At 61.8% G+C, this 11967-nt stretch carries 10 protein-coding genes; 7 read left to right on the top strand and 3 right to left on the bottom strand.

Annotation, left to right across the window (positions count from 1 at the left end; all coding sequences use genetic code 11):
• Positions 1-208 precede the first annotated feature (208 nt).
• Positions 209-1090 carry a pyridoxal kinase PdxY gene (pdxY, locus tag ASD00_RS10265; RefSeq protein WP_025425279.1) on the top strand — a complete coding sequence of 294 codons (882 nt, stop codon included), beginning with the start codon at positions 209-211 and terminating at the stop codon, positions 1088-1090.
• 69 nt (positions 1091-1159) lie between these two features.
• Positions 1160-1807, top strand: a complete 648-nt coding sequence (locus ASD00_RS10260; RefSeq protein WP_025425278.1) for a carbonic anhydrase — start codon at positions 1160-1162, stop codon at positions 1805-1807.
• Between the two features lie 223 nt (positions 1808-2030).
• Here the strand turns inward: ASD00_RS10260 and ASD00_RS10255 are convergent, their stop codons facing one another.
• Entirely contained in the window at positions 2031-2852 is an 822-nt protein-coding gene (locus tag ASD00_RS10255) for a lytic transglycosylase domain-containing protein (RefSeq protein ID WP_025425277.1), read from the bottom strand.
• 207 nt (positions 2853-3059) lie between these two features.
• Positions 3060-4094 (bottom strand): aspartate-semialdehyde dehydrogenase, encoded by a 1035-nt coding sequence (locus ASD00_RS10250; protein ID WP_025425276.1) that lies wholly within the window; start codon positions 4092-4094, stop codon positions 3060-3062.
• A 388-nt stretch (positions 4095-4482) separates the two neighbouring features.
• On the opposite strand from ASD00_RS10250, the gene ASD00_RS10245 reads away from it, so the two are divergent.
• From ASD00_RS10245 to ASD00_RS10225, 5 genes are all read left to right on the top strand, one after another.
• Complete coding sequence (locus ASD00_RS10245) at positions 4483-6234, top strand: alkaline phosphatase (RefSeq protein WP_025425275.1); 1752 nt, start codon at positions 4483-4485, stop codon at positions 6232-6234.
• 109 nt (positions 6235-6343) lie between these two features.
• Positions 6344-6808: a hypothetical protein gene (locus tag ASD00_RS10240; RefSeq protein WP_025425274.1), complete on the top strand. Its 465-nt coding sequence runs from the start codon at positions 6344-6346 to the stop codon at positions 6806-6808.
• A gap of 3 nt (positions 6809-6811) precedes the next feature.
• Positions 6812-7501, top strand: a complete 690-nt coding sequence (locus ASD00_RS10235) for an ATP-binding cassette domain-containing protein (protein WP_025425273.1) — start codon at positions 6812-6814, stop codon at positions 7499-7501.
• Positions 7498-8751, top strand: a complete 1254-nt coding sequence (locus tag ASD00_RS10230) for an ABC transporter permease (RefSeq protein ID WP_057206461.1) — start codon at positions 7498-7500, stop codon at positions 8749-8751. Before ASD00_RS10235 ends, ASD00_RS10230 begins: the two co-directional genes overlap by 4 nt.
• A gap of 171 nt (positions 8752-8922) precedes the next feature.
• On the top strand, positions 8923-10812 hold the full coding sequence (locus tag ASD00_RS10225; RefSeq protein WP_025425271.1) for an MFS transporter: 1890 nt from the start codon (positions 8923-8925) through the stop codon (positions 10810-10812).
• Between the two features lie 62 nt (positions 10813-10874).
• On the opposite strand, the gene ASD00_RS10220 is transcribed toward ASD00_RS10225, so the two are convergent.
• Positions 10875-11564 (bottom strand): phosphatase PAP2 family protein, encoded by a 690-nt coding sequence (locus tag ASD00_RS10220; protein WP_025425270.1) that lies wholly within the window; start codon positions 11562-11564, stop codon positions 10875-10877.
• Positions 11565-11967 lie beyond the last annotated feature (403 nt).

Genomic DNA, 11967 nt, shown 5'->3' with positions numbered 1-11967 from the left:
TCGGCAAAAACGAGCCGAGAATCGGAGAATCTCACGTGAAAACAGCTTAAATCCATTTAAATCGAAGGCAGATTGGCGAAAATTGCTCGAATTTCGATGAAAAAGCACGAAAACGCCAGCGGCTCGTGCGGAACCTGTCTGCCATAGCCTGTTGACATGGCGGTGACAGTCGGTGATCAGAGTTCAAATCGAAGGATTGGACTGGCCGATGCCCGAAATGCCCTCCTTGCCTGGTGCCGTCATCGTCATTTCTAGTCACGTGGTTCGCGGCACCGTCGGCAATCGGGCGGTTGTCTTTGCCTTGGAGACGCTTGGCCATCCCGTCTGGGCTCTGCCGACCGTCATTCTGCCCTGGCATCCCGGCCATGGCCATTCGACGCGCATCACGATACCGGACGCGGAATTCCAGTCGGTGATCGACGATCTGGCTCAGGCGCCCTGGGCCGGCGAGGTCCGGGCAGTCCTGTCAGGCTATCTCGGCTCGGCGAGCCAGGCAGAGGGCGTTGCCCGGCTGGTGACCGCCTTGCGCGCCCGCAATCCTGATCTCGTCTATGCCTGCGACCCGGTGATCGGTGATGCCGAAGGGCTCTACGTGCCCGAAGCGACGGCGATTACCATCCGCGACCGGCTGTTGCCGCTTGCAAGTCTCGCCACGCCCAACCGGTTCGAACTGGCCTGGCTTGCCGGCGCGACGCTCGAGACCAATGCGGCAATCCTTGACGCGGCGCTGGGGCTTGGTCCCTCGCGCATGCTGGTCACGTCGGCGATTCCGATGATGAAGGGCGGGACGGGAAATCTCTATCTCTCCGGCAACCATGCGCTGCTCGCCGAACACCGGCTGATCGAGAACCCGCCGAACGGCACGGGCGATCTGCTGGCGGCGGTGTTCCTGGCGCGGCTGCTGGAAGGCCTCTCCGAGGAGCGCGCGCTTCAGATGGCGACAGCCAGCGTGTTCGAAATTATCGCGCGCACGGTCAAGCGCGGCGCCGATGAACTGACGCTCGAACAGGATGCGTCCAGTCTCTCGACGCCGATGGCGATGGTGCAGATGCGGCGCTTGCTGCATCCGAGCCAGATGCGGCGGAAATAGAAGAAGCTGTTCACGGCACGCCGTCGGATGGCTTGGTGGATTGAACTCTCGACAGCAGCGGGGTAACCGATGGATATGCAGCGTTTTCCAGACCACCTTCTGAACGGCTATCATAACTTCATGAGTGGTCGCTTCAGCGAACAGCAGCAGCGTTACAAGACATTGGCGGATAGCGGGCAGAAGCCCAAGACCATGGTCATTGCCTGTTGTGACTCCCGGGCAGCGCCCGAGACGATCTTCGACAGCGGCCCGGGCGAGCTCTTCGTCGTGCGCAACGTCGCCAATCTCATGCCGCCCTACGAGCCGGACGGACACTACCACTCGACGTCGGCAGCTCTGGAATTTGCCGTCCAGTCTCTGCGTGTCAGCGACATCGTCGTCATGGGCCACGGACGCTGCGGCGGCATCAAGGCGGCGCTTGACCTGGACGCCGAGCCCCTGTCGCCGGGTGACTTCATCGGTCGCTGGATGCACCTCTTGAAACCGTCCGCCGAACAGATCCAGAGCAATGACGTGATGACCCAGGCCGAGCGGCAGCGCGCTCTGGAGCGGGTTTCCATCCGCAACTCGATCGCCAATCTTCGCACCTTCCCCTGCGTCCAGATTCTCGAATCGAAGGGCAAGCTCCAGCTTCACGGCGCCTGGTTCGACATTTCGACCGGCGAGCTCTGGGTGATGGATCCGAAGAGCGGCGACTTTGCCCGTCCAGGTATGTGATAGAAGCCAGAGAAAAAGCCCGGTCCTTTCGAACCGGGCTTCTTTTATTTCATAAGCTTTGATCTTTTGTTTTTGCGCTGTCGTTATCGCAAAACCGCTGCGCACCTTTGCGCAACATGCGTTAGAGCGTCTGCGGTTTAAGCGGAGTCGCAGAAACGCTCTATCTCCTTGTTTCTACGCATTTCCTGACGGAAAACCGCTTCGCACTTTTCCTGGAAATGCTCTAGTCGCCGTCAATTTCCGCGCCGATGATGGCGATCGCCTGCTGATAGACGCTGGCGGCGTTCCAGCCCTGGATCGCGCCGAAATTGGCCTGTCCCGGCTGATATCCGGCGCCCGGCTGCCAGCCGTGTCCACGCAGGAAGTTCGCGGTCGAAGCAAGCGCGTCAGCCTTCGAGCGGACCATGTCGATATGGCCGTTGCCGTCACCGTCGACGCCGTATTTCAGAACGTTTGCCGGAAGGAACTGGGTCTGTCCGATTTCGCCATGGGCAGCGCCGCGTGCAGCCGGGCTGAGATCGCCGCGCTGGACGAGCTGGAGCGCCGCATAGAGCTGGTTGGTGAAGTAGTCGGACCGGCGGCAGTCATAGGCGAGCGTCGAAACGGCTGAGAGCGTATGCTCCTTGCCCATGAAGCCGCCAAAGCCGGTTTCCATGCCCCAGATGGCGATCAGCGGGCCGGCCGGTACGCCGTAGCGCCGTTCGATGCTGTTGAAGAGCGCCGCATTCTGGGCCTTCATCTTCTTGCCGCGCGAGATGATCGTCTGACCGCCACGCTTCTGCATGAACTGGCTGAGCGAGAGCTTGAAGCTTTTCTGGCCGCGGTCGGCGCGGATCGTCGCCTTGTTGTAGGAAACGCCGGAGAGCGCCTTGTCGAGCGCCGCAGGGCTGATGCCGTTGCCGGAGGCTTCCTGCTTGAACTGCGTCATCCAGGCCGCGAAACCGCTGCCGTCGTTGCCGCACTGTGCCGCCGACGCGGTCGCCGGAAGGATCGCCGTTGAAATCAGGGCCGCAAGCCCAATCGCTACGCACTTTGCCGTGTGCATGAAATACCCCGTCATTGCCCAAATCTGGTTGCCGTTAGGAAGATGCCAGCCTTTGCCGGCTCTGTCACCCGCCCCTCATTGGCGGAAATTTCCTAACGGTTTCACGTGAATCCGATCAATTTTGCGCACGGATCCGTGAAACAGGAAACCCCGCAGGCCGATAACGGGCCAGGCGGGGTTCTTATTCGTGCTTTACCGTCTGTTTGTTCAGGCGGCCTGCTTCTTGGCGCGGATCAGACCGCGGTTGATGAGCAGCTCGGCGATCTGGATCGCGTTGAGTGCCGCACCCTTGCGCAGGTTATCGGAAACGACCCAGATGTTGAGGCCGTTTTCGACGGTTGCGTCTTCGCGGATGCGCGAGATGTAGGTCGCGTCTTCGCCGGCGCACTCGTAAGGCGTTACGTAGCCGCCGTTCTCGTGCTTGTCGACAACAAGGCAACCCGGTGCTTCGCGCAGGATATCGCGCGCCTCGTCAGCGGTGATCTCGTTTTCGAACTCGATGTTGACCGATTCCGAATGGCCGATGAAGACCGGGACGCGCACGGCCGTGCAGGTCACCTTGATCTTCGGGTCGAGCATCTTCTTGGTCTCGGCCAGAACCTTCCACTCTTCCTTGGTGTAGCCGTCTTCCATGAAGACGTCGATGTGCGGAATGACGTTGAAGGCGATGCGCTTGGTGAACTTCTTCGATTCGATCGGGTCGGCAACGAAGACCGCACGGGTCTGGTTGAAGAGTTCGTCCATGCCGTCCTTGCCGGCGCCGGAAACCGACTGGTAGGTCGAGACGACGACGCGCTTGATCTTGGCGTGGTCGTGCAGCGGCTTCAGCGCGACGACGAGCTGGGCGGTCGAGCAATTCGGATTGGCGATGATGTTCTTCTTGGTGAAGAGCGTGATCGCGTCCGGGTTCACTTCCGGCACGATCAGCGGCACTTCGGAGTCGTAACGCCAGGCCGAGGAATTGTCGATGACGACGCAACCCTGCTGGCCGATCTTCGGCGAATACTTCAGCGAAACCGCGCCGCCGGCCGACATCAGGCAGATATCGGTATCGGAGAAATCGTAGTTTTCGAGGTTCTTGACCTTGAGCGTCTTGTCGCCGAAGGAAACTTCCGTGCCCTGGGAACGGGCGGAAGCAAGGGCGACCACTTCATCGGCGGGAAAGCCGCGTTCCGAAAGGATGTTCAGCATCTCCCGGCCGACATTGCCGGTGGCGCCTGCGACTGCAATCTTGAAACCCATGATCTAAGCTCTCTTTTTTGTCTCTCCTCGTCGGGTGGAGGGGGAAACCGCGCGATCCGCCGCGAGGGTTCCTGTCCCCGGCCAAACCGGGGAGAGAGCGGAGGGCCAGAGACGTCAGACGGTTTTCGTCGTCGTTTTGGCCGTTGTTTTGAAGGAAGCTGGAAAACGCATATCCTGCCCGGCGATTTCTGCCAGGACGCTGCTGTCAGCGAAGTTGTGTTCGCGGCGAAGCATGGAATGCCTTCCTTTCCGAGGCTCGTAATAATTGTTTCTATCGGCGAGTCAAGCGTGCGATGCTTGGCGCCTGCAAACGTGATCGCAATGTCATGTCGCTGTCATCGCCGGGCGTTACGACCGCGCAATCCGACACCTCAAAGGGACGATTGCCATGCGTATGCTTCTTGCCACCCTCTTTGCCACGACGGTTCTGGCCCACGCCGCTCAGGCCGCAGACGTCTATCCCATTGATCGCGCGACAATTCTTGCCGGTTCCCCGTTCGATTTCAAGGTCGAGCTCAAGAGCGCCGTCAAGGCGGAAGACATCAAGGTGACCGTCAACGGCCAGGACTACAAGGCAGCGCTCGGTGCCGAAGCCGCCTATGTCGCGATGGAAAAGGGCAAGGAAGACAAGGAGCTCGGTTCGGCCCTGCTCCTGCGCAACGCTATAATTGGCGCACCGGGCAGCTACAAGGTCGAAGTGACGGCTGGCGGAGAGACGAAGACCGTGACCTGGCACGTCTATGCCACGGCGGAGCAGCCGAAGGTCAAGAACGTCATCTTCCTGCTTGGCGATGGCCTTTCGGTTGCGCACCGCACCGCCGCCCGCATCATGTCGAAGGGCATGACCGAGGGTAAGGCCAATGGCCGCCTCAACATGGACGACCTCGAGCGCATGGCCTTCATCGGCACGTCGGCGACCAATTCGATCGACACCGACAGCGCCAACACCATGTCGGCCTACATGACCGGCCACAAGACCGTGATCAACGCCGTGGGCGTCTATGGCGACCGCACGCCCGACAGCCTCGACGATCCACGGGTCGAGACCATTGCCGAAGCGCTGCGCCGCCAGACGCAGAAGTCGATCGGTCTCGTCACGACCTCGGAAATCGAGGACGCCACGCCGGCCGCCGTCGTCGCCCACACCCGCAACCGCAGCGACAAGGCCGAGATCGTCGGCATGATCTACGACGTCAAGCCGGAGGTCATCCTTGGCGGAGGCTCGGCCTATTTCCTCGGCAAGGAGACGCCCGGCTCCAAGCGCAAGGACAACCAGGACTACATCAAGCTTTTCCAGGAAGCCGGTTATGCGCTTGCGACCGACAAGAGCGAACTTGCCAATGCGCCCGCCGACGGCAAGCTTCTCGGTCTGTTCCACACCGGCAACATGGACGTGACGCTTGATCGCGAGTTCCTGAAGAAGGGCACGGTCGAAAAGTTCCCCGGCCAGCCAGGCCTTGTCGACATGATCAAGACCGCGCTCGACAGGCTGTCGAAGAACGAAAACGGCTTCTTCCTGATGGTCGAGGGCGCCTCGATCGACAAGATGAGCCATCCGCTCGACATGGAGCGCGCCGTCGTCGAGACCATCGAGTTCGACCAGGCGGTCGGCGTTGCCCGCGCGTTCGCGAAGAACAACCCGGATACGCTGGTTGTCGTGACCGGCGACCATACCCATGGCGTCTCACTGCTCGGCATCATCGACGACACCGTCGAGGGCAAGGAAGGCCGCGACAAGGTCAAAACAGGCGCTTCGGCGGGCTTCCCGAACTATACCGACGAGAACAAGGACGGCTTCCCCGACAAGATCGACGCGAGCCGTCGTCTGGCGATGTTCGTCTCAAACTTCCCCGACTACTACGAAACCTTCAGCCCCAAGCTGGACGGGCCGTTCGAGCCGGCGGTGAAGAACGAGAAGGACGAGTATGTCGCCAACGAAGCTTACAAGGACATGCCCGGCGCCGTGCTGCGCGTCGGCATCCTGCCGAAGGACGAAAGCACCGGCCAGCACACGGTCGACGACGTCGTGCTGCAGTCGGAAGGTCCGGGCAGCGAGGGCTTCAGAGGCTACATGGAGCAGAGCGACGTCTACCGCGTTCTCGTCGATGCGCTTGCCCTCGGCGTGAAGCAGACCAACTGATCGTTTGAAACCCGCCTCCTCCCTGAAACGGGGAGGAGGCTTCACGCTGACGTTCATTCCCGGCCACATCACGCCCATGCGCTGCCGGGGTACTCTTGGCGATAAGACGATGACCCTACCGACACCCATATCCTTGAGCCGTCGAGCTGTGCTCGGCCTGATTGCCGGCGCGGTTGTCGCGTTCGACGGGCATGCGGCCCTGGCCGACGCCAGTCTCACTTTCGATGAGCTCTACGGCAAGGTCAGTGTACTCGGCCTCGAATTCTCGACAAAGGTGAAGAGCCTTGCCGGTCAGGAAGTCCGCATGCGCGGCTTCATGGCGCCGCCGCTCAAGGCAGAGGCAGCGTTCTTCGTGCTGACGGAAGTTCCGATGGCGCTTTGCCCGTTTTGTTCGTCGGATTCCGATTGGCCGGACAATATCGTCGTCGTCTATCTCGGGGAGAAGCAGACCTTCGTGCCGCCCGGCCAGACGATCGAGGTTCGCGGGACACTGGAGGTCGGCTCCTGGACCGATCCGGAGACCGGATTCGTCAGCCTGCTGCGTCTGCGCTCGTCTCAATTTTACGCGGTCTAGGGCATGCTTGGTCTTCAACTCGCAGGCGTCGATGTCAGCTTTCCCGGACTTGCCGCACCCGCTCTTGCGATCGACAGCCTTGACGTCGCCGCCGGCAGCCGTGTGGCGCTCACAGGTGCGTCAGGATCCGGCAAAAGCACGCTGATCAGCATCCTGACCGGGCTCGAGCGGGTCGGACAGGGCCGCATCCTCTGGGGCGATGTCGATATCTGCGCGCTCTCCGAGGGCCGTCGTGACCGTTGGTGCGGCGCCAATATCGGTCTGGTCCTGCAGGACTTTCATCTTTTCCCCGGCCTCAGTGCTCTGGACAACGTTCTGCTGCCGACAAGGCTCTCCGGCGCGATGAGCCGTGATGTCGGCGCCCGTGCTGAACATCTGCTTCTGCGTGTCGGCCTCACCCGGCCGACCCAGATGATCGAAACCATGTCGCGCGGTGAAATGCAGCGGGTGGCGATCGCCCGCGCGCTTTTGCGCAAGCCGGGTGTGGTCATTGCCGACGAGCCGACCGCCAGCCTCGACAGCGACGCCGGCGAGACCGTCGGCGACCTGCTGCTCGAGCTTTCACGCGAAAGCGGCTGCACGCTGATCGTTGCGACGCACGATCTGGCGCTGACGCGGCGTATGGACCGTCGCATCCGGCTTGCCGCCGGGCGCATCGTCGAAGATGGCCTCATCGAGGAGCGCGCGGCATGATCGGTTTCATCCTTGCGGATCTGCGCCGCCTCTGGGCCGGTTCGCTCGTCGTCGTCCTCCTGGTTGCGTTGGCGACGGCGCTCGGCGTCGCCGTCACCTTGCAGGAACGGGCGCTTCGGCTCGGCAGTGCGCGTGCTGCCGACAAGTTCGACCTCGTGATCGGCGCCCCCGGCAGCGAGACCCAGCTCGTGCTTTCATCGATCTTCCTGCAACCCTCGCCGCTGCCGCTGATGGAAGGCACGGTTCTGCCGCGCCTTCTTGCCGATCCGCGCGTCGCCTCCGCAGCACCGGTCGGCTTCGGTGACAGCTTTGGCGGCTATGCCGTTGTCGGCACCTCCACCGGGTTGCTTGCGGAACTCGAACAGCTTGCCGAAGGCCGCGCCTTTGCCGCCCTTGGTGAAGCGGTTGCCGGCGCCGCCGTCGATTTGCCACTCGGTTATACGGTCAAGCCGACCCATGGACTTGCCGAACTCGGCGGCCACGCCCACACGGAACTCGCCTATCGCATTGTCGGGCGCCTCAAGCCCACGGGCACCGCCTGGGACCGTGCCATTTTGGTTCCGATGCAGGCGGTCTGGGCGCTGCATGGAATGGAAGCGGCGGAACACGATGATGCCGACGATCACGCGCATAACGAGGCCGCGTCCGGTGTCGAGGCGGATCACCCTCATATCGATGCGGACGCGGCGCTCGACGAGAATTGGAGCAAGGCCACGCCCGGCCTGCCCGCGATCCTCGTCAAACCGAAATCGATCGCCGACGCCTACAAGCTCCGGCAGGACTATCGCAGCAACTCGACACTGGCGGTTTTTCCCGGCGAGGTGCTGACGAACCTCTATGCGACACTTGGCGACGCCAAGCGGGTGCTCGTGGGAGTGACGACGGGCGCTCAGGTTCTGGTCGCAGCCGCGATCCTGCTCGTCACGATCCTGCATGTCGGCCAGCGCCGACGGCAGATCGGGGCGCTTCGTGCCTTCGGCGCGCCGCGCACGGCGGTGTTTGTCATCGTCTGGAGCGAACTGTTTGCGCTGATTGCCGCCGGTGTGCTTTCCGGTTTCGCGCTTGGCTTCGGTGCCGCAAAGTTCATAGCCGGATATCTTTCCGGTGAGAGCGGCGTTGCCATGCCTGTCATGTTCGCTGCCGGCGACGGATTTCTTGTCTCTGCCATTCTCGTCTTCGCCGCCATCCTCGCCGTCCTGCCGGCCATGATCGCCTACCGGCAATCGCCGGCGGCAGCCCTTCGCGCCTGAGGTCTCTGGCTTCTTAGACGAAAGTCATAAGCCGAAAGCATCCCTGCCTGCGGCCCTCCTTTTCTGACATCCTGTGATCAGGCGCACCACGTTCGGACGTTCAAGGGAGGAATTGTCCGAGCCAGCCAATGGGCGCTCCAATGGGCTGTTTTGGAGTGGAGGATAAACAAAATGGCAAATGTCGCGACAGCGGACGACACAAAAGCACGTCCGATGACCGGCGAGGAGAAGAAGGTCATCTTCGCCTCGTCGCTTGGTACCGTATTCGAATGGTACGATTTCTATCTCTACGGTTCGCTCGCCGTTTACATCGGCGCGACCTTCTTCAGCTCCTACCCGGAAACGACGCGAAACATCTTCGCGCTTCTGGCGTTTGCCGCGGGCTTCTTGGTTCGCCCGTTCGGCGCTCTGGTCTTCGGTCGCCTCGGCGACCTCGTCGGCCGCAAATACACCTTCCTCGTGACGATCCTGATCATGGGTCTGTCGACCTTCCTGGTCGGCATCCTGCCTGGCGCTGCCTCGATCGGCATCGCTGCGCCGATCCTGCTCATCGCTCTGCGCATGCTTCAGGGCCTGGCGCTCGGCGGTGAATATGGCGGCGCTGCAACCTACGTGGCCGAACACGCGCCGCACGGGCGTCGCGGTTACTTCACCTCGTGGATCCAGACCACGGCAACGCTCGGTCTGTTCTTGTCGCTGGTGGTGATCCTGCTCGTCCAGTACCTGGTGGGCAAAGAAGCGTTTGCAGCCTGGGGCTGGCGCGTTCCGTTCCTGGTCTCGGTCGTGCTTCTCGGCGTTTCCGTCTGGATCCGCCTGAAGATGAACGAGTCGCCGGCCTTCAAGAAGATGAAGGAAGAGGGCAAGGGTTCCAAGGCACCGTTGTCGGAAGCCTTCGGCCAGTGGAAGAACGCCAAGATCGCGCTTCTGGCACTGTTCGGCGCCGTCGTCGGCCAGGCCGTCGTCTGGTACTCCGGTCAGTTCTACGCGCTGTTCTTCCTGACGGGCGTGCTCAAGGTGGACGGCCAATCGGCCAATATCATGGTCGCCGCCTCACTGCTGATCGGTACGGGCTTCTTCGTGCTCTTCGGCTGGCTCTCCGACAAGATCGGCCGCAAGCCGATCATCATGGCCGGCCTGCTGCTTGCCATGCTCACCTACTTCCCGCTGTTCAAGGCGCTGACCTGGGCCGGTAACCCGGCGCTCGCTCAGGCCCAGGCAACGGTACGGGCGACCGTGACCGCGGCACCGGGCGACTGCAAGTTCCAGTTCAACCCGACCGGTACCGCGAAGTTCACGACCTCGTGCGACATCGCAACCGCGTTCCTGACCAAGAACTCGGTTCCCTATGACGTGGTAACGACCGCTGCGGCGGGGACTGCCGCGACTGTGGAGGTCGGCGAAACGACGATCAACAGCTATGACGCGATCGCTGCAGGCGATGGTGCCAAGGCTGCCAACGCCGGCTTCGAAAAGCAGACCAACATGGCTCTCCATGATGCCGGCTACCCGCTGGTTCGTGGTGCGGCAAAGGTTCCGGAATCCAAGCTTGACGGCTTCGTCGCCGCCAATCCGGAACTGGCGCTTGATGCCGCTGCCGTTCGCGGCGGCGAAAAGACCATGGTTCCTGCCGACAAGCTCATTGCCGACAAGCTCCTGACCAAGGACGAAGTCGGCGCCGCCACCGAAATGGCTGTCTACACGATCGCCAAGGGCGGCAGCTACGCAATGGTGGCGGATCCTGCCAACGTCAACTGGACGATGATCATCGCCGTTCTGACCGTTCTCGTCATCTACGTGACGATGGTCTACGGCCCGATTGCCGCCCTGCTGGTCGAACTGTTCCCGACCCGCATCCGCTACACCGGCATGTCCCTGCCCTACCATATCGGCAACGGTTGGTTCGGTGGCTTGCTGCCGGCCACGGCCTTCGCGATGAGCGCGGCTCAGGGCGATATCTACTACGGTCTCTGGTACCCGATCGTCTTTGCGGGCATCACCCTGGTCATCGGCATGTTGTTCCTGCCGGAAACCAAGGATCGCGACATCCACGCGATGGACTAAAGACTTCCCCGAGAGGCATCACGGCTCTCCCGACTCCGGCGCGGCTTTCCGCGCCGGCTTTTTTATGGGCGGGAGCCTGTTCGCTTTGGGATAGGCCAACCGCCCTCGTCGGCGCGGAAAAGCCAGCCGCGTTTGGCGAAGAGAAACGCCACCATCATAGATGTCCATAGGCCAAGCAGCAGCCCGGCAGCAACGTCGCTCGGATAGTGGGCGCCGACGATGACGCGCGAGACCCCGATGACCAATGCCATCACGAAAAACAACGGCCGCAGCTTCGGCAGAAGCATGGCAAAGGCGCCGAAAAAAGCACCCGCCGCCGTCGAATGACCGGATGGAAAGCTTTCGAACAGGGTGTCGCCGGTAAACGGCGTCAGGCTGTAGGCACCGAGATCCACCAGAAGCTCGGGCCTTGCCCGCCCGATCAGGAACTTCAGCACATGCACGAGCACACTGGCAGTGCCGATCGTCAGCAAGAAATAGGCAGCAAGGTTGCGGACAGTTCGGGCTTTGCGCTGAAACGGCGCCTGGCCAACGGCACGCTGCAGGATGAAGGCGACGGCAAGCACCAGACCCGAGACATAAATCATCCAGCCGAAGGTGCCGAAGTCGGTAATCAGGCGATTGAAGGCGACGATGCCCTCGGGCAGTTCCTGCGCCCGCGTCGACAGAAACGGATCGAGCGGAATGAAGGCGAGTACGAGGATCAGTGTCGTCACCAGGATCCATCCGGTTGATGCGAGCGGTCGGTTCATGTCGGCCTTTCCAAACGGTCTGCATGCGAGAATGCGGTCCCTCGCCGCCCCTCATTGCTCGCAGCATCTGCCTGCATGTGTCGGTTCGGCCGTCGAATTCAAGACTGTCGAATGCAAAACACCTCCGGATCGCTCCGGAGGTGTTCTGACAACTTGCGGGGCGCTGCCCGATCGGGCGCGCCTCTTGCTTGAACGTTTCCGCTTCAGACGATGCCGCGGAAACGTTCAAGCTTTTTGTTTTACGCATTTCCTGGCGGAAAACCGCTTCGCACTTTTCCTGGAAATGCTCGTATCAGGCAGACAGCGCCTTGAACTCGGAGAGGATGGCTTCGCCCATTTCGACGGTTCCGACCTGGCGTGCGCCTTCGGCCATGATGTCGCCGGTGCGGATGCCCTTGTCGAG

Source organism: Ensifer sp. Root31 (assembly GCF_001424825.1).
GTDB lineage: Bacteria > Pseudomonadota > Alphaproteobacteria > Rhizobiales > Rhizobiaceae > Ensifer > Ensifer canadensis.
This window is presented reverse-complemented; position numbering and strand designations above follow the sequence as displayed.

Coding starts and splice junctions, on each gene's coding strand:
- pdxY (WP_025425279.1), top strand. CDS start 209: ATGCCCGAAATGCCCTCCTTGCCTGGTGCCGTCATCGTCATTTCTAGT.
- ASD00_RS10260 (WP_025425278.1), top strand. CDS start 1,160: ATGGATATGCAGCGTTTTCCAGACCACCTTCTGAACGGCTATCATAAC.
- ASD00_RS10255 (WP_025425277.1), bottom strand. CDS start 2,852: ATGCACACGGCAAAGTGCGTAGCGATTGGGCTTGCGGCCCTGATTTCA.
- ASD00_RS10250 (WP_025425276.1), bottom strand. CDS start 4,094: ATGGGTTTCAAGATTGCAGTCGCAGGCGCCACCGGCAATGTCGGCCGG.
- ASD00_RS10245 (WP_025425275.1), top strand. CDS start 4,483: ATGCGTATGCTTCTTGCCACCCTCTTTGCCACGACGGTTCTGGCCCAC.
- ASD00_RS10240 (WP_025425274.1), top strand. CDS start 6,344: ATGACCCTACCGACACCCATATCCTTGAGCCGTCGAGCTGTGCTCGGC.
- ASD00_RS10235 (WP_025425273.1), top strand. CDS start 6,812: ATGCTTGGTCTTCAACTCGCAGGCGTCGATGTCAGCTTTCCCGGACTT.
- ASD00_RS10230 (WP_057206461.1), top strand. CDS start 7,498: ATGATCGGTTTCATCCTTGCGGATCTGCGCCGCCTCTGGGCCGGTTCG.
- ASD00_RS10225 (WP_025425271.1), top strand. CDS start 8,923: ATGGCAAATGTCGCGACAGCGGACGACACAAAAGCACGTCCGATGACC.
- ASD00_RS10220 (WP_025425270.1), bottom strand. CDS start 11,564: ATGAACCGACCGCTCGCATCAACCGGATGGATCCTGGTGACGACACTG.